The sequence below is a fragment of the Arthrobacter sp. KUASC02 genome (assembly GCF_059739395.1).
The window spans coordinates 4,635,238-4,656,296 of the sequence record NZ_AP046053.1 but is presented as its reverse complement, the minus strand read 5'-3'; the positions used below and the strand labels follow the sequence as shown (position 1 = coordinate 4,656,296).

At 67.5% G+C, this 21,059-nt stretch carries 22 protein-coding genes; 18 read left to right on the top strand and 4 right to left on the bottom strand.

Annotated features, from left to right (window positions below; all coding sequences use genetic code 11):
- Positions 1–5: 5 nt before the first annotated feature.
- Complete coding sequence (gene dacB, locus AC6JAC_RS21395; protein WP_497966901.1) at positions 6–1,469, top strand: D-alanyl-D-alanine carboxypeptidase/D-alanyl-D-alanine endopeptidase; 1,464 nt, start codon at positions 6–8, stop codon at positions 1,467–1,469.
- Here the strand turns inward: dacB and AC6JAC_RS21390 are convergent.
- Positions 1,466–1,684: a hypothetical protein gene (locus tag AC6JAC_RS21390; protein WP_454697306.1), complete on the bottom strand. Its 219-nt coding sequence runs from the start codon at positions 1,682–1,684 to the stop codon at positions 1,466–1,468. The genes dacB and AC6JAC_RS21390 overlap by 4 nt on opposite strands.
- A 105-nt stretch (positions 1,685–1,789) precedes the next feature.
- Here AC6JAC_RS21390 and AC6JAC_RS21385 point away from each other — a divergent pair, with 105 nt between their 5' ends.
- From AC6JAC_RS21385 to AC6JAC_RS21320, 14 genes are all read left to right on the top strand, one after another.
- Positions 1,790–2,908, top strand: coding sequence for a zinc-dependent metalloprotease (locus AC6JAC_RS21385; RefSeq protein ID WP_347894012.1), 1,119 nt, complete (start codon positions 1,790–1,792; stop codon positions 2,906–2,908).
- Positions 2,909–2,977: 69 nt separating this feature from the next.
- Complete coding sequence (gene tilS, locus AC6JAC_RS21380; protein ID WP_347894014.1) at positions 2,978–4,039, top strand: tRNA lysidine(34) synthetase TilS; 1,062 nt, start codon at positions 2,978–2,980, stop codon at positions 4,037–4,039.
- A gap of 29 nt (positions 4,040–4,068) precedes the next feature.
- Complete coding sequence (hpt, locus tag AC6JAC_RS21375) at positions 4,069–4,620, top strand: hypoxanthine phosphoribosyltransferase (protein ID WP_028270320.1); 552 nt, start codon at positions 4,069–4,071, stop codon at positions 4,618–4,620.
- 203 nt (positions 4,621–4,823) lie between these two features.
- Positions 4,824–6,893 (top strand): ATP-dependent zinc metalloprotease FtsH, encoded by a 2,070-nt coding sequence (gene ftsH / locus AC6JAC_RS21370; protein WP_497966557.1) that lies wholly within the window; start codon positions 4,824–4,826, stop codon positions 6,891–6,893.
- Positions 6,894–6,902: 9 nt separating this feature from the next.
- Positions 6,903–7,547, top strand: a complete 645-nt coding sequence (folE, locus tag AC6JAC_RS21365) for a GTP cyclohydrolase I FolE (protein ID WP_028270322.1) — start codon at positions 6,903–6,905, stop codon at positions 7,545–7,547.
- A gap of 11 nt (positions 7,548–7,558) precedes the next feature.
- A complete protein-coding gene (folP, locus tag AC6JAC_RS21360) occupies positions 7,559–8,494 on the top strand; it encodes a dihydropteroate synthase (protein WP_028270323.1) in 936 nt (311 codons plus the stop codon).
- Positions 8,495–8,503: 9 nt separating this feature from the next.
- A complete protein-coding gene (gene folB, locus AC6JAC_RS21355) occupies positions 8,504–8,863 on the top strand; it encodes a dihydroneopterin aldolase (RefSeq protein WP_497966554.1) in 360 nt (119 codons plus the stop codon).
- Entirely contained in the window at positions 8,860–9,414 is a 555-nt protein-coding gene (gene folK, locus AC6JAC_RS21350) for a 2-amino-4-hydroxy-6-hydroxymethyldihydropteridine diphosphokinase (RefSeq protein ID WP_028270325.1), read from the top strand. Before folB ends, folK begins: the two co-directional genes overlap by 4 nt.
- A 3-nt stretch (positions 9,415–9,417) precedes the next feature.
- Positions 9,418–9,945 (top strand): DUF3180 domain-containing protein, encoded by a 528-nt coding sequence (locus AC6JAC_RS21345; protein WP_497966552.1) that lies wholly within the window; start codon positions 9,418–9,420, stop codon positions 9,943–9,945.
- On the top strand, positions 9,926–10,438 hold the full coding sequence (locus AC6JAC_RS21340; RefSeq protein WP_454697308.1) for a PH domain-containing protein: 513 nt from the start codon (positions 9,926–9,928) through the stop codon (positions 10,436–10,438). The genes AC6JAC_RS21345 and AC6JAC_RS21340 overlap by 20 nt, the downstream gene beginning before the upstream one ends.
- Positions 10,439–10,470: 32 nt before the next feature.
- Positions 10,471–12,039 carry a PH domain-containing protein gene (locus tag AC6JAC_RS21335; RefSeq protein ID WP_497966550.1) on the top strand — a complete coding sequence of 523 codons (1,569 nt, stop codon included), beginning with the start codon at positions 10,471–10,473 and terminating at the stop codon, positions 12,037–12,039.
- Entirely contained in the window at positions 12,032–13,021 is a 990-nt protein-coding gene (locus tag AC6JAC_RS21330; RefSeq protein WP_497966548.1) for a Rossmann-like and DUF2520 domain-containing protein, read from the top strand. Before AC6JAC_RS21335 ends, AC6JAC_RS21330 begins: the two co-directional genes overlap by 8 nt.
- Position 13,022: 1 nt before the next feature.
- On the top strand, positions 13,023–13,952 hold the full coding sequence (locus AC6JAC_RS21325) for a 4-phosphopantoate--beta-alanine ligase (RefSeq protein ID WP_454697311.1): 930 nt from the start codon (positions 13,023–13,025) through the stop codon (positions 13,950–13,952).
- A 102-nt stretch (positions 13,953–14,054) separates the two neighbouring features.
- A complete protein-coding gene (locus AC6JAC_RS21320; protein ID WP_497966546.1) occupies positions 14,055–15,548 on the top strand; it encodes a DHA2 family efflux MFS transporter permease subunit in 1,494 nt (497 codons plus the stop codon).
- 84 nt (positions 15,549–15,632) lie between these two features.
- Here AC6JAC_RS21320 and AC6JAC_RS21315 read toward each other — a convergent pair whose 3' ends face one another.
- From AC6JAC_RS21315 to AC6JAC_RS21305, 3 genes are all read right to left on the bottom strand, one after another.
- Positions 15,633–16,469, bottom strand: coding sequence for an alpha/beta fold hydrolase (locus tag AC6JAC_RS21315; protein ID WP_028270331.1), 837 nt, complete (start codon positions 16,467–16,469; stop codon positions 15,633–15,635).
- A gap of 61 nt (positions 16,470–16,530) precedes the next feature.
- Positions 16,531–17,415: an alpha/beta fold hydrolase gene (locus AC6JAC_RS21310; protein WP_497966544.1), complete on the bottom strand. Its 885-nt coding sequence runs from the start codon at positions 17,413–17,415 to the stop codon at positions 16,531–16,533.
- Positions 17,412–18,359, bottom strand: a complete 948-nt coding sequence (locus tag AC6JAC_RS21305) for an alpha/beta fold hydrolase (RefSeq protein ID WP_497966542.1) — start codon at positions 18,357–18,359, stop codon at positions 17,412–17,414. The genes AC6JAC_RS21310 and AC6JAC_RS21305 overlap by 4 nt, the downstream gene beginning before the upstream one ends.
- A gap of 102 nt (positions 18,360–18,461) precedes the next feature.
- Between AC6JAC_RS21305 and lysS the strand changes: the two genes are divergently transcribed.
- The 3 genes from lysS (at position 18,462) to AC6JAC_RS21290 (ending at position 20,672) form a co-directional block, all read left to right on the top strand.
- On the top strand, positions 18,462–19,994 hold the full coding sequence (gene lysS, locus AC6JAC_RS21300) for a lysine--tRNA ligase (protein ID WP_497966540.1): 1,533 nt from the start codon (positions 18,462–18,464) through the stop codon (positions 19,992–19,994).
- Positions 19,995–19,996: 2 nt separating this feature from the next.
- Positions 19,997–20,209: a hypothetical protein gene (locus AC6JAC_RS21295; RefSeq protein ID WP_028270335.1), complete on the top strand. Its 213-nt coding sequence runs from the start codon at positions 19,997–19,999 to the stop codon at positions 20,207–20,209.
- Between the two features lie 136 nt (positions 20,210–20,345).
- Entirely contained in the window at positions 20,346–20,672 is a 327-nt protein-coding gene (locus AC6JAC_RS21290) for a histone-like nucleoid-structuring protein Lsr2 (RefSeq protein WP_028270336.1), read from the top strand.
- Positions 20,673–21,059 lie beyond the last annotated feature (387 nt).

Sequence of the window (21,059 nt, the reverse complement as noted above, 5' to 3'; positions counted from 1 at the left end):
AACGCATGATGAGCCACGTGGCCAGCCATCCCTGGGCCGCCATCATCAGGCGGCAACTGCCGCTCGCGCTGCTCACCATCCTGATTGTGGCGCTCGCCGTCCCCGCGGCCATGCTGATCGCCCCTGCCTTCACCGGGCGGGGCCCGGAGCCGGCCAACACTGAGTCTGCTGTTCCCGCCTGGCAGCAGGTCCCGCGGGACCTCTCCCTTCCGCAGGGAATCGCCCCCCTCAAGGACTCGGCTCCCGTACCCTGGCCGGACGCCCTAGGAGCCCAGCTCAACACCACACTGCAGGCCGACGGCGGCGGGTCCTTCACCGGCGTGGTGCAGGACGCCGCCACCGGGCAGGTGCTGTTCGACCGCGGCGTTGCGGAAGCCCGGGTGCCCGCCTCCAACATGAAGCTCCTGACGGCCGCCGCCGCCGTCCGTGCCATCGGCCCGGACCAGCGCTTCAGCACCCGGGTGGTGTCCGGGGCTGAGCCGGGGTCGGTGGTTCTCACCGGCGGCGGCGACGTCCTGCTGGGTGCGGGGGAGTCGTCCCGGGACAGCGTGCTGGGCCACGCCGGGCTGGCCACGCTGGCCCAGCTCACGGTCAAGGCCCTGCAGGAAAGCGGCGTCAAAGGCCCGGTGCAGGTACGGCTGGACGATTCCTTGTTCACCGGTCCGGCGCTGAACCCGACGTGGAGCCCGGACGATGTGGCAGCCGGCGAGACCGCACCCCTGTTCCCGCTCGCCCTCAATTCGGCCAGATACGACCCCGCAGTGACCACCGGACCTCGTCCGCAGGACGCCGCCATGACAGCGGCAGAGGCGTTCTCCGCCCAGCTCACGACGGCGGCCGCCGCCGCCGGGCTGTCCGTCACGCCCGGCGTCGTGCGTGGCCAGGCACCGGAAAGCAGCAAGGTGCTGGCCGAGGTCCAGTCCGCCACGCTCCGCCAGCAGGTGGACCTGATGCTTCAGACCTCGGACAACTACCTCGCCGAGGTGCTGGGCCGGCTGGCGGCTGTCGCAGCCGGACAGCCCGGCAGCAATGACGGCGCCACGGCCACGGTGTTCAAACAGGTGCAGGACCTCGGAATCCCCACGGACGGCCTTCGCGTGGCCGACGTCTCGGGGCTGTCGCTGGGCAACCAGGTCTCGGCCGGGCAACTGGCCGAGATCGTCCGGGCCATCACCTCCGGCACGGACCCCAGCCTGCGGGCGGCCATCGGCGGCTTCCCCGTGGCCGGCCTGACCGGAACCCTGGGCAGCAGGTACACCGACGCATCGACGGAGCGCGGTGCCGGGCTGGTCCGGGCCAAAACCGGAACCCTGAATTCCGTGATCGCCCTGAGCGGCTACGTGGTGGACGCCGACGGGCGCCTCCTGGTGTTCTCCTTTATAGGAAACGGGCTGCAGCCCGGCGCTGCGGGCAACCGGACCGCGCTGGACCGCACGGCGTCGGCCCTTGCTTCCTGCGGGTGCCGCTAGTTTTCTGAAGCGGAACTCAGCTGCGCTCCGGTTCCGGGTGATGCCTCCGCAGCCCCAAACGCGGCGGTGCCCAGCAGTGCAGCCATCAGCACAGCCGACAGGACGGACCTCCAGCCGGTGCTCTTACCCAGGCTCAGCGGCGGGATCGGACGGTACGCAATCATCGGACTCTCCTTGGTGGTGTGGACCTCGGTACCAACTCTGGTCCGGAACATTTGTGTTCCTCTGTTCCGATCCTGTGCCCTGCCTGTGCGTTGAACCCGTTCGCCGGTCAGCGAACTTAAGGCGTAACCGCAGGGTGCTGTGATCTGATGGACGCTATGGAGTCAACTGCAGGCGATTCATCAGCACAGGCCCAGGCACTGATCAACTGGGAGCTCGCAGCGTCAACAGCCGCGCGGCTGGCTCCCGCGGGCCCCGCGCTGGGGTCCGCCGAAATCGGGGCGGCCGTGGAGAACCTGCGCCTCATGGCGGATATTTCCGTGCCGCACGTCCACGACATCACCGGGCTGGAGGCGGCACGGGACCTCCGTGATTCGTCCGTGCTGGTGGTGGACCGCGCTTCCTGGGCAAAGGCCAACACCCAGAGCTTTGCCGTCATGCTGAAACCGGCCATGGAAAAAATGCTCGAAGGCCGGCGCGGAACCATGAGCCCCGGTGCCGCGTCCGTGAGCGGAGCCATCACCGGAAGCCAGCTGGGCGCCGTGCTCGCCTTCCTCTCCAGCAAGGTCCTGGGCCAGTACGATCCTTTCTCGGCGCTCGCCGAGGACTCCACCGCCCCCGCCGCCGGGCGCCTGCTGCTCGTGGCGCCGAACATCGTCCAGGTGGAGCGCGAACTCAACGTTGCCCCCGAGGATTTCCGGCTGTGGGTCTGCCTGCACGAACAGACCCACCGCGTCCAGTTCGCCGCCGCGCCCTGGCTCCGCCACCACATGCTCAACGAAATCGACAATCTCAGCGAACACCTGCTGGGCAACGTGGACACGCTCCTCGAACGCGCATCGGCCGCGGCCCGGTCGCTGAAGGACCGCACGGCCGCCGGAACAGCGCCCGGCCGCGGCGCCATCCTGGACCTGCTGCAGGACCCGGAGGAAAAAGCTTCCCTCTCGCACCTGACTGCCGTGATGAGCCTGCTGGAGGGCCACGCCAACGTGGTGATGGACGCCGTGGATTCCAGCATCGTCCCGTCCGTCAAGACCATCCGGCAACGCTTCAACGCCCGTGGCAAGGACCGCGGCGTCGTGGAGAAGTTCATCCGCAGCCTGCTGGGCCTCGATGCCAAGATGCGGCAGTACACGGACGGCGCCAAGTTTGTCCGCGCCGTGGTGGACGTCGCCGGCATGGACGGCTTCAACCGGGTCTGGGAATCCGCCGGGAACCTGCCCACCGAACCGGAAATCCATGACGCCAAGCTCTGGCTCGAGCGGATGGGGCTCTAGTTGTCCCAACCCGCAACCGGACGACGGCGTCCCGGCCGGCTGTCGCCCGTCGTCGGCAAGGCGCGCAAAATGTTGCAGAACGCCCTGGCCGACGCCGGCTACCCCGGCCGGGTGCTCGTCGCCTGCAGCGGCGGCCCGGACTCCCTGGCCCTCGCCGCCGTCGCGTCCTACTTCGGGCGCCGCGGCCATGTGGACGGGCACCCCGTATCGGTGGGCGCCGTCGTCGTGGACCATCAGCTGCAGCCCGGTTCAGCCGGCGTTGCCGCCCAAACCGCAGACATCCTCCGGGGCCTGGGGCTCTCTCCCGTGGACATCCGGCGGGTTGACGTTGCGTCCACCGGGATCGGCCCCGAAGCCGCTGCGCGGGACGCCCGGCACGCCGCCCTGGAGGAAGCCGCCGCCCAGGCCGGTGCCGGCGCGATCCTCCTCGGCCACACCCTGGATGACCAGGCGGAACAGGTGCTGCTGGGACTGGCCCGGGGCTCCGGAACACGCTCGCTTGCGGGAATGCGGCCGGTCCGCGGACTCCTGCTCCGGCCTTTCCTGGGCCTCCGCCGTGCCGACACCCTGGAGATCTGCGCCGTCGAAGGCCTGGACCCGTGGCACGATCCGAGCAATGCCGATCCGTCCTTTGCACGGTCAAGGACGCGGGTGGAGGTCCTTCCGATGCTGGAGGAAAAACTTGGTCCCGGCGTCGCGGAGTCCCTCGCCCGGACGGCGGCCATCCTGCAGCTGGACGCCGATTACCTCGACGACGTGGCGAACAGCACTTATGGGCAACTGGCCGAGCAATCCGGCGACGAAGTCAGCCTGCCTGAGAAAGCCCTGGGCGAGCTGGCCCCCGCCATCCGGTTCCGGGTGATCGCGAAGGCGGCCGCCGCCGTCGGGGGCCAGCAACCAAGCTATCAACGGCTGCTCGCCGCGGAAGCGCTCCTGCGCCGGCAGGGCTCCGCCGGTCCCGTGGAACTTCCCGGCGGCGTGAGTGCCTACCGGCTTTCCCTGGCGCAGATCCTCGCCGGCGAAGGGCAGAATCAGCCGGCCGGGGCGCAGGACGCTCCCAACGGCGGTCCCCGCGAAGCCGCCCGCTGTGGGAAGCTAGTATTCCGGCTTCACAAGCCGCCCCAAAAATAGTCGCACCCGCATCTACACAGGAGCCATTGGTGGATTCAAACGACGTCCAGGCAGACCTCAAGCACGTTCTCTACACCAAGGATCAGATCCAGCAGCGGATTACCGAGCTCGCTGCCGAGATCGACAAGGACTACGAGGGCCGGGAGCTCCTCATCGTCGGCGTTTTGAAGGGCGCGGTGATGGTCATGGCGGACCTGGCGCGGGCACTTCACAGCCACGTTTCCATGGACTGGATGGCAGTTTCCTCCTATGGTTCCGGGACCCAGTCATCCGGTGTGGTGCGGATCCTGAAGGACCTCGACACCGACCTGATGGGCAAGGACGTGCTGATCGTTGAAGACATCATCGATTCCGGCCTGACGCTGTCCTGGCTCAAGACCAACCTGGAATCCCGCGGCACCGCCTCTGTGGAAATCTGCACCGCCTTCCGCAAGCCCACGGCCGCGAAGGTCCAGATCGACGTCAAGTACGTCGGCTACGACATCCCCAACGAGTTCGTGGTGGGCTACGGCCTGGACTACGCCGAGAAATACCGCAACCTGGACTTCGTGGGCACCCTGGCCCCCCACGTCTACGAGTAGGCACACTCCCCGGGATCCCTCCCGGCCGGCTGGGCCCGAAAAGGCCGCGGCCATGCACCGCTACGCCTAGAGGGAACTTTTGCCCTACACCGTGCGTGATTCACTCCGAACGGTGTATAGCTAGAAGCTGACGCAGCACCACACGCGCGCAGACCAGTCGCCGTGCAGCACTACCAGGAGGGACGGGGCCAGCCCCCGATCAGATGAAAGCTAAGAGTTTCTTCAAGGGCCCGGGCATCTGGATCGTAGTTGTGGTCGGAATGCTCCTGCTGGCCTTTGCCACGCTCGCCCCCGGCGGGGCTACCCGGATCGACACCAAGCCGGGCCTCGAGCTTCTTGCAGACAGCGGCAAGGTGGAACAGGCCAAGATCTTCGACGCGGAAAACCGCGTGGACCTGGTCCTCAAGGACAACCTGGTCATCGACGGCCAGGACAAGGGCAAGAACGTCCAGTTCTTCTTCGTCAACGCCCGCGCCGCGGACGTGGTCAAGGCAGTCACCGACGCCAACCCCTCAAGCGGTTTCACTGACCAGCCGATCGAAAACAACTGGTTCTCCGGCCTGTTCTCCCTCCTGATTCCGGTACTGCTGCTGGGTGTCCTCTTCTGGTTCCTGCTTTCCCGCATGCAGGGCGGCGGATCCAAGATCATGCAGTTCGGCAAGTCCAAGGCCAAGCTGGTCAACAAGGACATGCCCCAGGTGACCTTCAGCGACGTCGCCGGTGCCGACGAAGCCGTCGAAGAGCTCCAGGAAATCAAGGAATTCCTCCAGGAACCGGCCAAGTTCCAGGCCGTGGGTGCCAAGATCCCCAAAGGCGTGCTGCTCTACGGCCCTCCGGGCACCGGCAAGACCCTGCTGGCCCGTGCCGTCGCCGGTGAAGCGGGCGTGCCGTTCTTCTCCATCTCCGGTTCCGACTTCGTCGAAATGTTCGTCGGCGTGGGCGCGTCCCGTGTCCGCGACCTCTTCGAGCAGGCCAAGGCCAGCTCGCCCGCCATCATCTTCGTGGACGAGATCGACGCCGTCGGCCGCCACCGCGGCGCCGGCATCGGCGGCGGCAACGACGAACGCGAGCAGACCCTCAACCAGCTGCTGGTTGAAATGGACGGCTTCGACGTCAAGACCAACGTCATCCTGATCGCCGCCACCAACCGTCCTGACGTGCTGGACCCGGCCTTGCTGCGCCCCGGCCGCTTCGACCGCCAGATCACCGTTGAGGCACCGGACCTCGTGGGCCGCGACCAGATCCTGCAGGTGCACGCCAAGGGCAAGCCGATGGCGCCCGGCGTCGACCTGAAGGCCGTCGCCAAGAAGACCCCCGGCTACACCGGTGCCGACCTCGCCAACGTCCTCAACGAAGCCGCCCTGCTGACGGCCCGCTCCAACGCCAACCTGATTGACGACCGCGCCCTCGATGAAGCCATTGACCGCGTTATGGCCGGTCCGCAGAAGCGCAGCCGCGTCATGAAGGAACACGAGCGGAAGATCACGGCCTACCACGAAGGCGGACACGCCCTGGTGGCAGCCGCCCTGCGGAACTCCGCCCCGGTCACCAAGATCACCATCCTGCCCCGCGGCCGCGCCCTGGGCTACACCATGGTGGTCCCGGAGAACGACAAGTACTCCATTACCCGCAACGAACTGCTGGACCAGATGGCCTATGCGATGGGCGGCCGTGTGGCCGAGGAAATCGTCTTCCACGATCCGTCCACCGGCGCCTCCAACGACATTGAGAAGGCCACCGGAACGGCCCGCAAGATGGTCACGGAGTTCGGCATGAGCGAACGCGTCGGCGCCGTACGCCTCGGACAGGGCGGCGGGGAGCCGTTCCTGGGCCGCGACGCCGGCCACGAGCGCAACTACTCGGACCAGATCGCCTACATTGTGGACGAGGAAGTGCGCCGCCTGATCGACCAGGCGCACGACGAGGCCTACGCGATCCTCACCGAGAACCGCGACATCCTCGATTCCCTGGCCCTTGAGCTCCTGGAGCGGGAAACCCTCAACCAGGCCGAGATCGCCCACGTCTTCCGGGATATCCGCAAGCGCGACTTCCGCGAAGTCTGGCTCTCCAAGGAATCCCGGCCGGTGCAGACCTCCGGTCCCGTGGAATCCCGCCTCGAAAAGGCCGAACGTGAAGCCCAGGAAGAAGCCAAGGAAGCACGCCTGGAAGAGCCACTGGACGCCCAGCCGCCCCACCCCCAGGGCGTGTCAAGCCAGGAGACCTTCGGCGGCGGTGTTACGGACGTCGGCGCCGACGGACCGCATCACGGCTAAGCTTCTGCTGTGAATCATTTCGACGACGACGACGTTTCCGGCTCCGCCAACCCCTCGACTGCAGACCATTCGCGGCATGGGGGAGGCACCAAGGTGGACCGCCCCAGGATCGAGGCGGCCGTCCGGGAAATCCTGCTGGCCATCGGGGAAGACCCGGACCGCGGCGGGCTGCTGGACACTCCCAAAAGGGTGGCCAAGGCCTATGCGGAAATGTTCGCCGGCCTGCACCACGACCCCGCGGAAATCCTGGCCACCACCTTTGACCTGGACCACGAGGAGCTGGTCCTGGTCAAGGACATTCCGTTCTACTCCACCTGCGAGCACCACCTGGTGCCGTTCCACGGGGTGGCGCACGTGGGCTACATTCCCTCGCACGACGGCAAAGTCACCGGGCTGAGCAAGCTCGCCAGGCTGGTGGACATGTTCGCCAAGCGCCCGCAGGTGCAGGAACGGCTGACCACCCAGATCGTCGAAGCACTGGTGACGCACCTGAAGCCGCGGGGCGCGATCGTGGTCGTTGAGTGCGAACACCTCTGCATGTCCATGCGCGGCATCCGCAAGCCCGGTGCCAAGACCGTCACCAGTGCCGTGCGCGGTCAACTGCATGACCCGGCCACCCGCGCCGAAGCCATGAGCCTCATACTCGGAAGGTAATAAAACAGACTATGGACTCCCTCGCTGCTGCCCCTGGAACCGGACCCGCAACAAACCCCTTGCCCATCCTGCGTAAACCGCGGCCGGCAGCCAAGTTTGAAGATCTCCCCACGGACCGCACGCTGGTGATGGGCATCCTGAACGTCACCCCGGATTCCTTCAGCGACGGCGGCACGCATCCGACGCCGGACACGGCCATCGCTGCAGGCCTCCGGATGTTCTACGCCGGAGCCGACATCATCGACATCGGCGGCGAATCCACCCGCCCCGGCGCTGAGGAAGTCAGCCCGGAAGAGGAGCAGCGCCGCGTCCTGCCGGTGGTCGAGGCCATGGTCAAGGCCGGCGCCCTGGTCAGCATCGACACCACCCATGCGTCAACGGCAGCCGCGGCCCTCAAGGCCGGCGCCGCCATCATCAACGACGTTTCCGGGCTGACGATGGAGCCGGAGATGGCCGAACTGGCTGCCCGGACCGGCGTCCCGTACGTGCTGACCCACCGCCGCGGCGATGCCAAGACCATGACCTCCCTCGCGGAGTACGGCAACGTGGCAGAGGAAGTCGCGGCTGAACTGGTGGGCGTGCGGGACAAGCTGTACGCGGCAGGGGTGGCGCCGGAACAGATCATCGTGGACCCGGGGCTGGGCTTCTCCAAGAACGATGTCCAGAACTGGGAGCTCCTGCGGAACATGGGACCGCTGGAGGCCCTCGGCCACAGGATCCTGGTGGGAGCTTCGCGCAAGCGCTTCCTTGGCACGCTGCTGACCGTGGCTGGCAAGGCCGCCGCTCCCCAGGAACGGGACCACGCCACCGCCGCCATCACGGCGATCAGCGCCGCCCGCGGCGCATGGGCTGTGCGCGTGCACGACGTCGAACCCAGCCTTGACGCCGTCAAGGTTGCCGCCCGGATGTCCGCCGCACCGCTCGGCGACTCCAGACCCACCAACTAGGCAGCCACGATGGACACAATCACGCTGAGCGGTGTTACCGCCGTCGGCCATCACGGGGTGTTCGATTTCGAACGCCGCGACGGCCAGCCGTTCATCGTTGATGCGGTGCTGCACCTGGATTTCAGCAAGGCCGCCGCCTCGGACGACGTCCTGGACACCGCCCACTACGGCGAGGTGGCCGAGCGGATCAAGCACTGGATCACCGGCGAGCCGCTGAACCTGATCGAGGCCCTGGCCGTGCGCATCGCCGAAGACCTGCTGCGGGAATTCCCGCTGGCCGCCGTCGACATCACGGTGCACAAGCCCAAGGCGCCCATCGAAGTTGAGTTCGGCGACGTCTCCGTCAGCGTGCATCGGCGGCGCTCATGAACCCGCCGTACTCGAACAACCCTTATGTCCGGGCCGTCCTGGCCCTGGGCAGCAACCTGGGGGAGCGGAACGACACCCTTTCCAGCGCAGTCGCGGACCTGGTGGACCGGCCCGAAGTGCGGCTGACCGCGGTGTCCCCGGTGGTGCAGACCAAAGCCGTCGGCGGGCCGGAAGGCCAGCCGGACTTCCTGAACATGGTGATCACGGTAGAGACCTCGCTGCCGCCGTCGGAACTGCTGCGCCACTGCCAGGCCGTGGAAAACAAGCACCACAGGGTGCGCGAAGTCCGGTGGGGTCCGCGGACCCTGGACGTGGACATCATCACGTACGGGGACCTGGTGAGTGCGGATCCCGCCCTGACCCTGCCCCATCCGCGTGCTGCCGAGCGCGCGTTTGTGCTGTATCCGTGGTCGCTGATCGACCCGTCGGCGGAGCTCAACGGCGTCCGCGTGGGTGAGTTGGCGGCCCGCGCCGCCGACTTTCCCGATCTTGCCCCGTTCGACGGTTTCGGGGACTTCGACGGCCTTCCCACCGCGGGAGCAGTGGAATAGGCCGTGAAACCCGTCAACCCCTTCCTGCTGATCGTCGTCGGGCTGATCCTCGCCATCGCCGGCTGGTTTGCGACCGTCATGACCACCCGCTACGGCCTGGCCACCCCGGTGCTGCCCCAGACCGGCCTGGTGACCATGGGCGTGATCGTGGCGCTCACGCTGGTGCTCGGAATCCGCGTCCTGCGCTGGCGGAACGGCAACAAGAAGAAAATGCTCAACCCCATCCTGGCCGCCTGGACGCTGGTCCTCGCCCAGGCCTGCGCGTACACAGGGGCCGTGCTCCTGGGCTGGCACGCGGGAATCTTCCTGGACCTGCTAAGGCTCTGGAACCTGCGCAGCGACCAGGGAATCACCTGGCTGGCGCTTTCCATGGCCGGCGGCGGACTTGCGATGATCATCGTCGGGCTGGTGGTGGAACGCTTCTGCCGGATCCCGCCCGAAGACGGCGACGCCGACGGCGCGCCGGGATCGCCCGGAAGAAGCGCCCGCAAGCCCAAGGGGGAGGGCGAATATGCGTACCGAGGCGATTGATCCGCCGGGGATCTCCTGGCTCCGCGTTTCACCCAAATACGTCACCGTCCGCCTGGTTGAATGGGCGGTCGGCAACCTCATCGCCGTGGGATTGCTCTCACTGCCGCTCGTCTTCACCCTGGCGGGCTGGTGGGTGTGGCTTCCGCTCTGGCTGGCCATCACGGTTCCGGCCGTCATGCTGCTGCTGGCCGTCTGGCGGCTGCTGCTGATACCGCGCCAGGTGCGCGCGATCGGGTATGCCGAGCGCGACGACGATCTGCTGATCCGCAGCGGCATCTTTTTCCAGCGCACCCTGGTGGTTCCCTACGGCCGGATGCAGTACGTCGACATCGGCGTAGGTCCCGTGGAACGCGCCCTCGGGCTCTGCACGCTGAAGCTGCACACCGCGTCCGCCGGCACCAACGCTGAAATCCCCGGCCTGCCTGCCGACGAGGGGGCACGGCTCCGCGAGCAGCTTTCCGCCCGGGGCGCTGCACGGCTGGCCGGGCTGTGACCCCAGGCTACGCCGCGACCCCTGAAGGTCCCGTGGCCACCGAGGGGCCCGGGCAGGTTTCCGGGAAGCCCGACGGCGAGTGGCTGCGGGTACACCCTGCGTCGCCGTTCATCCGGGGCTGGGTAGCGCTTGCCGCCATCGGCTACTTCTTCGGCCGCGACACTTTTGAACGGCTCCTGCAGGGCCGGCCCCTGATGGATGACATGTTTGCCGGGCGCGTGCCATTCCTGGTCGCCGGCGGCGGGCTGGTCCTGCTGCTGTCCGTACTCGGGTTCATCATGACCTGGTACTTCACCCGCTACCAGGTGGCCGAAGGCTATGTCCGGGTGAACACCGGCTTCCTGTTCAAGCAGCAGCGGCAGGCCAGGCTGGACCGCGTGCAGGCCATCGACATCGTGCAGCCCCTCCTGGCCCGGGTCTTCGGCCTTGCCGAGCTCAAATTCGAGGTGGCCGATGCCGGCGAATCGGCGGTCCGCCTGGCCTACCTCCGCATCGACGACGCCCGCCAGCTGCGGGCCACCATCCTGGCCCGCGCGGCCGGGCTGGAACCCGACCCCGAGCGGCCGGAAGCAGCCCTGCCGGAGGCGCCGGAATTCCCGGTCCTGGCCGTCCCGCCGTCGCGCCTTGTCGGTTCGCTGCTCCTGAGCGAGCAGAGCTTCTTCGTGGTGCTGGGCGCGGTGGCGTCCGTGGTGCTCTCAACCATCACCGACAACCGCAGCTTCTACTTCTACCTTATCCCTGCCGTCCTTGGCCTGGCCGCCGCCTACTGGGGGTCCTTCAACAAGGGCTACAACTTCACCGCCGCCATTTCGCCCGACGGCATCCGGCTCCGCTACGGGCTGCTGGACACGCAGGCGCAGACCCTTCCGCCGGGAAGGATCCAGGCCCTGAAAGTGACGCAGCCGCCGCTGTGGCGGATCTTCGGCTGGTACCGGATGCAGGTGAACGTGGCCGGCTACGGCGGCCCCGGCAGCAACGGCGAGGCCGCCTCACGCACCACGATCCTCCCGGTGGGGGTACTGGCGGACGTCATGAGGATGCTCTCCCTGGTGCTCCCCGATCCCGGAACAGCGGACCCTGCCCGCGTCTTTGGCGCCGGCCTGACCGGCCTCGCCCCCGCGGGAGCGGTCTCCGCTGCGGAGACTCCCGCGGGAGTGTCTTCCGGCGGGGCGCCCGACGGCGGGTTCGTCACCAGCCCGCGCCGCGTGCGGCTGCTGGCTCCCCTGGGCTGGCGCCGCAACGGCTTCGCCGCCACGGATACGGCGCTGCTTATCCGTTCCGGCCGGCTGTGGCGCGAGCTCGTGGTGGTTCCGCACCAGCGCACACAGTCGATGGCCCTGCACCAGGGGCCGCTGGCGCGGCGATTCCGGGTGGCGGACCTTGTCCTGCACACCACGGCCGGTCCGGTATCGCCCCGGGTCATCCAGGCCGGACTGGACGAAGCCCGGGCCCTGTTCGATGCCCAGGCGGCCCGCGCACGGGAAGCCCGCAAACGCCAGACCAGCGAGCAGTGGCTCGCGCAGGTCGCGCCGGAGGCGACGGCGGACCGGCACACTCCCGACCACCCCCAGAACCACGAGGAAGGCCCGCAACATGGCTAAGCCAGGACGCCTCGGCATCGGAATCATCGGTGCAGGCAAAGTCGGAGCCGTGCTCGGTGCAGCACTCCGCGCAGCCGAGCACGCCGTCGTCGGGGTTTCCGCCGTCTCCGACGCAAGCCGCGAACGCGCCGAAACCCTGCTGCCCGGCGTGCCGGTACTCGACGTGCAGGACATCGTGGAACGGTCCGAACTGGTGCTGCTCGCCGTTCCGGACGATGCCCTCGGCGACCTCGTGCAGGGACTCGCGAAGCTGGGTGCCTGGCAGCCCGGACAACTCGTGGCCCACACCTCGGGCCGCTTCGGCGTTGGCATCCTGCATCCGGTGCGGGCAGCCGGTGCCATCCCGCTCGCGCTGCACCCCGCCATGACCTTCACCGGCATGAGCCTGGACCTCACCCGGCTCCTGGACTGCACCTTCGGAGTCACGGCGGACGCCGCGATGCTGCCCATCGCGCAGGCCCTGGTGGTGGAGATGGGTGCCGAACCGGTGGCCATTGCCGAGGGCGACCGTACCCAGTACCACGCGGCCCTGGCGCACGGCTCCAACCACATGGTCACCCTGGTTGCCCAGGCCTCCCAGCTGCTGCGCGAAGTGGGCGTCGAATCCCCTGAACGCATGCTGGGCCCGCTGCTGCGGGCAACGCTGGAGAACGCACTGGCCTCCGGCGAGGCCGCCCTCACCGGGCCGGTGGCCCGGGGCGACGTGGGCACGGTTGCCGCGCACGCGGAAGCCCTGCGCGAACACGACGCCGGTGCAGGCGGCGATATTCTCGAGGCATACCTGGCCATGGCGCGGGCCACAGCCCACCGCGCCGGGAGCCGGGGGCTGCTGAAGCCCGACCGGCTGGACGCGATCCGGAAAGCACTGGCCGGGGAAGACGGTCTGGATGACAACGGGCCGGACAACGACGGGCCGGACAACGACGGGCCGGACAACGACGGGCCGGACAACGACGGGCCGCAGGCCACTGGAGGTAACTGACTTGGCGATCAAACTCGTGACCACGGCGGCGCAGCTGCGCGCCGAAAGCGCCCGGCTGCTGACGGAGAAACAGGGTTCGTCGCAGGGCCTCGTTCCCACGATGGGCGCCCTGCACGAAGGCCACGCGAAGCTGGCGCGCACCGCCGTCGAACAAAACGACGTGGTGGTGGCCAGCATCTTCGTCAACCCGCTGCAGTTCGGCGAGGCCGTGGACCTGGACCGCTACCCCCGGACCCTGGAGGCGGACATGGAGCTCCTGGACGCCGAGGGCGTGGACCTGGTGTTCGCGCCGTCCGTGGAGGAGGTCTACCCCGGCGGCGAACCCCTCGTCCGCGTGACGGCAGGACGCCTTGCCGGGAAATGGGAGGGTGCGTCCCGGCCGGGCCACTTCGACGGCGCACTCACAGTGGTGGCCAAGCTGCTGCATTACGGGATCCCGGGGACCGGACTGCCCGGCGGAGGCGCGTTCGTGACCGGCGCCGGCGCGGGACTGCCCGCGTACCGCGCCTACTTCGGCCAGAAGGACGCCCAGCAGCTGGCGCTGGTGCGTCGCATGGTGGCGGACCTGAACTTCCCGGTGGAGATCGTGGCCGTGCCGACGGTCCGTTCCGCCGACGGCCTGGCCCTGAGCAGCCGGAACAGGTTCCTGTCCGGGGAGGAACGCGAAGCCGCCCTGGTCCTCTCCCGTGCGCTGCGGCTCCTCGAAGAGCGGGCCAACGCCCACGAACCGCTCGACCTGGAATCCGCCCAGGCCCTGGTGGAATCACAGCCCCTCGTGGGACTGGACTACTTCGACGTGGTGGACCCGGACACCCTCGAACCCCTGGCGGAGAACTGCAAGGAGACACCGTTCCGCGGCGAGGGCCTGGCCATCATCGCGGCGAAGGTGGGCCCGGTCCGGCTGATTGACAACGTGCCCCTCAGCTCCTGAACTTTTTTCCAATGACGGGAATTACCCCGGGGGATACACTGTTGGAATCTGCAGCGACGAAGCTCGCCGGAAACCACTTCACATCTCCCTGAGGGAATCCCCATGTCTACAGACGTCTCTTCCAACGCCCACGGCGACCCCGTGGCCCCCGCCGCGCCAGCGTCTGAGACGGTAACGGCGGCCGGCCCTGCGAAGATGTCCCGCGAGTCGGTCACCATCATCGTCACACTGCTCGTTGCCACCTTCGTGGTCATCCTCAACGAGACCATCATGAACGTCGCCCTCCAGCGTCTCATGGTGGACCTTGGTGTCGATGCGCCTACGGTGCAGTGGCTGTCCACGGGCTTTATGCTCACCATGGCCGTGGTCATTCCCACCACCGGATTCATCCTGCAGCGGCTGTCCACCAGGGCGGTCTTCATGCTGGCCATGGGGCTGTTTTCGGGCGGCACGCTACTGGCGGCGCTTGCTCCGGGATTCGAAGTCCTCCTGCTGGCACGCATCGTGCAGGCCGGCGGCACCGCCATCATGCTTCCGCTCCTGATGACCACCATCCTGACGCTGGTCCCCATCGAACGGCGCGGCGCCGTGATGGGCAACGTCAGCATCGCCATTTCGGTGGCCCCGGCCATGGGCCCCACCGTGTCCGGGCTGATCCTCGAGCACTTCACGTGGCGCTTTATGTTCGTGTTCGTCCTCCCCATCGCCCTGGCCGCCTTCGCCATCGGAGCCCGCTACCTCACCAACATCGGCGAATCCGAGAAGACCCGGCTGGACATCCTTTCCGTCCTGCTGACCGTGCCTGCCTTCGGCGGCCTGGTGTACGGGCTTAGCCAGGTCGGCGGAGGCCACGGCGGGCAAAGCGGCCCCGGAACGCCAGCCCTGGCCGCGCTGGCAATTGGCCTGGTGGCCATGACGGCGTTCGTCTTCCGCCAGCTGAAGCTGCAGAAGTCGGAGGGCCCGCTGCTGGACCTGCGCGCATTCAACTTCCGCATGTTCACGGTGTCCGTGCTGCTCCTGGTGGTGGCCATGATCGCCCTGTTCGGCGCCGTCATCCTGCTGCCGCTGTACCTCCAGGAAATCCGCGGGCTGAAGTCCCTGGAGACCGGCCTGGCCCTGCTGCCCGGCGGCCTGGCCATGGGCCTTCTGGGCCCGTTCATCGGCCGGCTTTTCGACAAGGTCGGACCCCTTCCCCTGACCGTCACCGGCTCCGTCATGATGGTGCTGTCCCTGTGGCAGTTCTCCATGCTGAACGCGGAAACAGCCGTCTGGTGGATTGTGATGCTGCACGTGGTCCTCAGCCTGGGCCTGGCGCTGCTGTTCACCCCGGCGTTCACCACCGGACTCAACCCGCTGCCGCCGCACCTCTACTCGCACGGCTCGGCCATCATGAGCACCCTGCAGCAGGTTGCCGGTGCGGCCGGAACCGCGCTCCTGGTCTCGATCTACGCCGTCGTGTCGGCAGGATCGGGCATCGTCGCAGGCATGCACGCAGCGTTCCTGACGGCGGCAATCATCGCCGTCGCCGCCGTCGTGCTTTCCGCCATGATGCGCAAGACCGCCGGTGCGGAGCACCCGGTGCCGGCGGCGCACTAACGTCCCATTAAGCGCGAACGGACAGTTGGGGCCCCACAAAGCGGGCCCCAACTGTCCGTTCGCGCTGTGTGCGGTAAACCGGCGTCAGCCGGCGAAGAACTCGCTGAGTTCGCTGATCAGCTTGTCGGGGGCCCGGTTGACGCCGTCGTGGCCCGCGCCGGGCAGGATGGTGTAGCTCGACCCGGACAGGACGTCGTGGATCTGGCCGCAGGCGATGCCGAAGTAGGCGGGGCTCTTTTCGCCCACGATGATCAGGGTCTCAAGCGGTAGGGCCAGGAACGGCTCGGCCGGCATGTCGGCGGCGATGATGGCCTTGATCTCGCGCACCCCGGTCTTCATCAGCTCGCGCTGCTGCTTGCCGATGGGCGTTCCGGCGGTGAGCTTGTTGGCCAGCGTGAGCATTGAGAGCGGCATCCGGGAGGACAAAGCCCCTCCCGTTTCGAGTCCCCGGACCAGCACGGCGAGGGCGCGGTCGTCGTCGCCGGCAGCGGTGGCGCGTTCGTATTCGGCGATCCAGTCAGCTTTCACGCTGTGGTTCACGGAGACGGCGGGATCGTAGACGGCGAGCCGTTCCACCGGCAGCGTGCGGGCCGCGTGCAGAGCCACGGCGCCGCCGAAGCTGTGGCCGAAAACGTCGGTGCTCGCCGTGTGCCTCATTACGGTGTCCAGGTCGCGGATGTCCACGTCCAGGGTGTAGTCCTCGGGCTGCGGTGACGATTCGCCGCGGCCGCGCCGGTTGAACGTGTGCACGGGCCGGCCCAGCGAAGCACTGAGTTTCTGGGCAAAGCGCGTGTAGTCCGCGGCGGTGACCATGGAAGCCTGAACGACGACGACGCCCGAGCCCGCCGAAGCCAGCTCGGCCCCCGTGGTGTAAAGCTCCAGCGTTCCGCCGTCGGGTGTTTTGATGTTCTCGCGCGTCATGTTCCGAGCCTACCCGGGGCGGCAGGAACCGCGCAGCAGCTTCGGCCCGGCACGCAGTGCGTCAGCCCTTGTAATACGCGGAGATGTCCTCGACCAGTTCCTTGACGGCCGCGGGAATGGAGGCATGGACGCACTTGGGTGAAACCTGGAGGGCGCTGCCGGGCACCGCACGGTGCAGCAGTTCCGCCGTCACCTTGTAGTACCGGGGGCTCCTGGCTCCCACCATGAACCGGGTGTTCGGCGGCAGGACGGAGAAGTCGCGGACGTGGTCGGCCTCGTCGAACACCGCCTTCAGCTCGCCCACCCCGCTGGGCATGAGCTCCTTGAAGAGCCGGTTCACCTTGGTCCGCGACACCAGCGCCATCAGCCCGGCAAGGACCGGCTCCGGAATCCTGGCCAGCGCCGAGCTTGGCTGCATGCCCTTCTTGAGCTTGGCCAGGGCGTGCGGGACGTTTCCCTCATTGACTGAGCGTTCGAAACCCTCCAGCCAGGACGTATCCACGCTGCCGTCGATGTTCACGGCGGCGTCATAGACCGCAAGCTTGTCGGGCTGGTGGGCGGTGCCGATGAACTCCTGCACGGCGTTGAGCGCCACGGAGCCGCCCAGGCTGTGGCCGAAGAGGTTACGCGCACCGGTGGCGTCCATGATGGTCCGGACGTCGGCAATCTCGGTGGCCATGGAGTAGTCCGCGGGCTGCGGCGTGGAATCACCGCGGCCGCGCCGGTCGTAGACGTCCACCGCCCAGCCGACCCCGAGGCCCTTGGACAGCGCCTCGGAAAACGGCCGGTAGATCGATGCCGTGAGGAAGGCTCCGCCGATCACCACCACACGGCGCTCGCCGGGGGCATCGACGGTCCCGTAACTGTACAAAGCCAGCCGTCCGCCGTCATGTGCGGGGATGACCTGCTGCTTGACTGTGCCCTCACGGGCGCGGGTTTCCTTCACCGGCCCATCCTAAAACGGTTGCCCAGCGGAATCCCGGCGGCGCGGAGGCGCTGAAGCCGCAACCCGGCGTCGTCGGCCAGGAACCGCGCGGTGGTGAGGGCAAGCCGGGCCCCCGGACGGAGCGGGCCTTCGTGCAGCTGCCCGGGAACGAGGGCGAAGTCGATCGCCTGGACTGACGCCGCGAGCTGGCGGCCGGTTTCGGCGAAGTACGCCGGGCTCCAGCCGCCGCTCAGCATCAGGGTGGGGGTGGTGATGCCGGCGAAGTCCTCCAGCTCGGCGTCTGCCTGGAGCACGGCCCGCATTTCGACGACGGCGGTGGGCAGCAGCTGCCGCATTTCCGCGCCGAGGCGGGTCCGGGCGGACAGGATGCTCAGCATGCGCAGTGCGCCGAGGGGGAGTTTCGACACCGGCCCGGCGGTCTCCAGCCCCTGGACAAGATGGGCCCACGCCTGGTCGAGCTGCCCGGCCGCCATGGAGTGTTCGAGTTCCGGCCGCCACCGGCGGCTGAGGCTGCCGGAGAGGGAAACCGCGGCGTCGTAGGTCACGAGCCGCCGGATGGACCCGGTCCGGGCCGCCTGCAGCGCCACGAACCCGCCGTAACTGTGGGCCACGACGTCGGCGGAGCCGGTTGTCCGCATGACGGCCCGGAGGTCGCTGACCTCCGTCGCCGCAGAATAGTCTTCGCGCTGCTCGGAGGAACCTCCCCGGCCGCGGCGGTTGTAGGTGTGCACCGGCCGCCCCAGCAGGCGGGCGAGCTTGAGCGCGAACGGCCGGTACAGCGCGTCGGTCACCAGGGTGCCGTGGATTACGACGACGCCGGGTTGTGCGGCGCCGTCCGCTGCGGGAAGTGCCGCTGCGGGAATTGCGGTGGCGGGAGCAGGACTGAAGGAGTGCACCTGAAGGTGACCCTCGCCGTCGTCCGTCCTGATCGTCCGAGTTTCCACAGCCCCGAGTCTATGCCCACCCCTCGAAGCGAAAACGCCCGGGGGAGGGGATCCCGGGCGGCCGGAAAACATGCCGGGGAACTCCCGGTAAACTTAGGGATTGTGACTTCCCAAAACACCCCCACCCCGACCAATGCTGCCGAACCGGCGGACGCCAGCGAACAGATGCGCATCCGCATGGAGAAGCGCGCCAAGCTGATTGAACGCGGCGTTGAGGCCTACCCGGTGGGTGTTGAACGCACGCATTCCCTGAGCGAAGTCCGGGAGAAGTACGCACACCTGCAGGCCGACGAGACCACCGGGGACACCGTGGGCGTCACCGGCCGCATCGTCTTCATCCGCAACACCGGCAAGCTGTGCTTCGCCACGCTCCAGGAGGGCGGCACGGACGGCAAGGGCACCCGCCTGCAGGCCATGCTGAGCCTGGCCAACGTGGGCGAGGAAGCCCTGGCCGAGTGGAAGGCCCTGGTTGACCTGGGCGACCACGTCTTCATCAAGGGCGAGGTCATTTCCTCCCGCCGCGGCGAGCTGTCCGTAATGGCGGACTCGTGGTCCATGGCGTCCAAGGCGCTGCGCCCGCTGCCCGTGCTGCACGCCGGCCTGAACGAGGAAACCCGCGTCCGCCAGCGTTACGTGGACCTGATGGTCCGCGACGAGGCCCGCGAAATGGTGTACACCCGCGCCGCGATCACCCGCTCCATCCGCGAAAGCCTGCACCGCCGCAACTACGTCGAGGTGGAAACCCCGATGCTGCAGCTGGTCCACGGCGGCGCCCTGGCCCGGCCGTTCGAGACCCACATGAACGCGTTCGACCAGAAGATGACCCTCCGCATCGCCACCGAGCTGTACCTCAAGCGTGCAGTGGTGGGCGGTATCGACCGCGTCTACGACATGGGACGGGTGTTCCGCAACGAAGGCGTGGACTCCACACACAGCCCGGAATTCACCACGCTGGAATGCTACGAAGCCTGGGCCGACCAGTTCGTCATGGCGGACCGCATCAAGGAGATCATCCTCGACGCCGCCGACGCCGCCGGCGTGGGCCGCACCCTCCAGACCGAAGCCGGGGAGATCAACCTCGACGGCGAATGGAAGTGGCTGGCTGTCTACCCGGGGCTTTCCGAGGCCGTGGGCCAGGAAATCACGCCGGACACCACCGTGGAGGAACTGCGGGCCGTGGCGGCCAAGCACGACGTCAAGGTGGATCCCAAGTGGGACGCCGAAAAGCTGGCCGTTGAACTGTTCGGCGAAATCGTGGAACCCACGCTGCTGAACCCCACCTTCGTGTATGACTACCCGCCCTCCGCGCAGCCGCTCGCACGCCAGCACCGCGACGACGATCGCCTGATCGAGGCCTGGGACCTGATCATCGGCGGCATGGAGCGCGGCACGGCCTTCTCCGAGCTCATCGATCCCGTCATCCAGCGGGAGCGCCTCACCGAACAGTCCAGGCACGCAGCCGCCGGTGATGTCGAGGCCATGCAGCTGGATGAGGACTTCCTCCGCGCGCTCGAGTACGGCGCCCCGCCCATGGGCGGCATCGGGCTGGGCATCGACCGCCTGGTGATGCTGTTCACCGGCGCAGGCATCCGCGAAACAATCCTCTTCCCGCTGCTGAAGCCCGAAGGGCACTGACCGTGGAGTACGTTGCAGTCCTCCTGCCGTCCCTTGTGGTCGGGTTGCTTTTCTGGTTTGCCATGAAGTCGATCTTCAATGCCGATAAGTCGGAGCGCCAGGCGGAAGCGCGCGCCCAGGCCGAAGCGGATGCCCGCTCGGCTGAAACCAATCAAGGCCCCAATGGCGCGCCGAATACCGGGACGAATGCCGGCAACGGGAACGGCACAAACTAATACTCCCGGTATATTCCTGCCCACCATTCACAGGAACCTTTTGGCGCTTTGACGCGTTGCCATAAACCGGGGGATACTTTTTACAGATACATCCTGCTTTTCTGCATACCCGTCCTTTCCAAAAGAGAGAATTTATATGGCACAGAAAGTAAAAATCATCCTTGTCGATGATCTGGATGGGGGAACCGCGGACGAAACTGTCCGATTTGGCCTTGACGGCGTCAGTTACGAAATTGACCTGTCGGGTGCCAATGCTGCAGAACTCCGCTCCTCCTTGGAGCGGTTTGTTTCCAGCGCCCGCAAGACGTCCACCGGCCGCGCCACCCGTACCAAGGTCTCAGGCGGCAGGAACCAGGACTCTGCACAGATTCGCCAGTGGGCCAGGGAGAACGGTTACGCGGTTAACAGCCGCGGCCGCATCCAGGCTGAAATTCAGGAAGCCTACCAGAAGGCAAATTCCTAGCACTGCCGCAGATTTGCGTGGAAAATCAATGCCCCTGCCAATCGGCGGGGGCATTGCCTTTTGAATACCAGTGCCTGCCGGTGAAGCCGCCCGGGTAAAGCGGTGCCAGCTATTGCGCGGATATTGCGGCGGGGAACAAGGCAGTTTCAAGGCAGTTACCAGGCGGGGACGAGTTCCGTGTTCAAGTTCGGAGCGGCCGAGCCGCATTAGAAGTCGCTCAAGTCGCGGGATTCCGGACCGATAACAAAGCCATTAGGCGCGGAGTTCCGGCACTGCCGCGGCCCTGATGACCAGGGAAGTCAACCCGGAAGGACTGCCCCGGGTTTCCCCTGTGGCGAACACGCTCCACAAGTCCGGGTCTGCCACGTAGCATCAAAGTACGTCGTA

Excerpts from the sequence above, each read along its gene's own strand:
- dacB (WP_497966901.1), top strand. The coding sequence starts at position 6 with ATGATGAGCCACGTGGCCAGCCATCCCTGGGCCGCCATCATCAGGCGG.
- AC6JAC_RS21390 (WP_454697306.1), bottom strand. The coding sequence starts at position 1,684 with ATGTTCCGGACCAGAGTTGGTACCGAGGTCCACACCACCAAGGAGAGT.
- AC6JAC_RS21385 (WP_347894012.1), top strand. The coding sequence starts at position 1,790 with ATGGAGTCAACTGCAGGCGATTCATCAGCACAGGCCCAGGCACTGATC.
- tilS (WP_347894014.1), top strand. The coding sequence starts at position 2,978 with ATGTTGCAGAACGCCCTGGCCGACGCCGGCTACCCCGGCCGGGTGCTC.
- ftsH (WP_497966557.1), top strand. The coding sequence starts at position 4,824 with ATGAAAGCTAAGAGTTTCTTCAAGGGCCCGGGCATCTGGATCGTAGTT.
- folP (WP_028270323.1), top strand. The coding sequence starts at position 7,559 with ATGGACTCCCTCGCTGCTGCCCCTGGAACCGGACCCGCAACAAACCCC.
- folB (WP_497966554.1), top strand. The coding sequence starts at position 8,504 with ATGGACACAATCACGCTGAGCGGTGTTACCGCCGTCGGCCATCACGGG.
- folK (WP_028270325.1), top strand. The coding sequence starts at position 8,860 with ATGAACCCGCCGTACTCGAACAACCCTTATGTCCGGGCCGTCCTGGCC.
- AC6JAC_RS21340 (WP_454697308.1), top strand. The coding sequence starts at position 9,926 with ATGCGTACCGAGGCGATTGATCCGCCGGGGATCTCCTGGCTCCGCGTT.
- AC6JAC_RS21330 (WP_497966548.1), top strand. The coding sequence starts at position 12,032 with ATGGCTAAGCCAGGACGCCTCGGCATCGGAATCATCGGTGCAGGCAAA.
- AC6JAC_RS21320 (WP_497966546.1), top strand. The coding sequence starts at position 14,055 with ATGTCTACAGACGTCTCTTCCAACGCCCACGGCGACCCCGTGGCCCCC.
- AC6JAC_RS21315 (WP_028270331.1), bottom strand. The coding sequence starts at position 16,469 with ATGACGCGCGAGAACATCAAAACACCCGACGGCGGAACGCTGGAGCTT.
- AC6JAC_RS21290 (WP_028270336.1), top strand. The coding sequence starts at position 20,346 with ATGGCACAGAAAGTAAAAATCATCCTTGTCGATGATCTGGATGGGGGA.